Genomic DNA, 479 nt, shown 5'->3' on the forward strand with positions numbered 1-479 from the left:
TGATCCGGTTCAACACCTTCCGCACGCAGCGTCCGAGCCAAACGGTTCGCGCGCTCATTCAGCTCCGCGTAGGTCAACGATTCCGCTCCGCACAACACTGCCACCTGATCCGGTGTTTTCGCTGCCTGCTGCTCGAACAGTGCACTTAGCGTTTGATCCTGCGGATAGGCTGCCGCCGTATCCCCCCAGACCTGAACGAGCTGTGCCTGTTCTTCCGGTGTTACCAATTCCAGCTCATTCACACGGATATTCGGATTGTCCATAATTTGTCCGATGACATGGTCGATATGGCCCTGGATACGCTGCATGGCAGACCGGCTATACACGAGAGCATTGTATTCAAGCAGGATAGAGATATCCTCGTCAGGCACGACAATCAGGTTAAAATCGTAGTTGGTTTGCTCGGCAAGTGCCACATTGGCAATCGAGAAGCCTGTTTGTGCCTTTGTCTCGCCGGAACCGCCCATCTGCTTCATCTG

1 protein-coding gene is annotated in these 479 nt (G+C 54.3%); it reads right to left on the reverse strand.

All coding sequences use genetic code 11. From position 1 onward, the window contains the following. The coding region (locus tag ACL9RM_RS26500) for a condensation domain-containing protein (protein WP_414126701.1) at positions 1 to 479 on the reverse strand (479 nt) is incomplete at both ends.

It is taken from the genome of Paenibacillus sp. S29 (assembly GCF_049319765.1).
GTDB classification, from domain to species: domain Bacteria; phylum Bacillota; class Bacilli; order Paenibacillales; family Paenibacillaceae; genus Paenibacillus; species Paenibacillus polymyxa_B.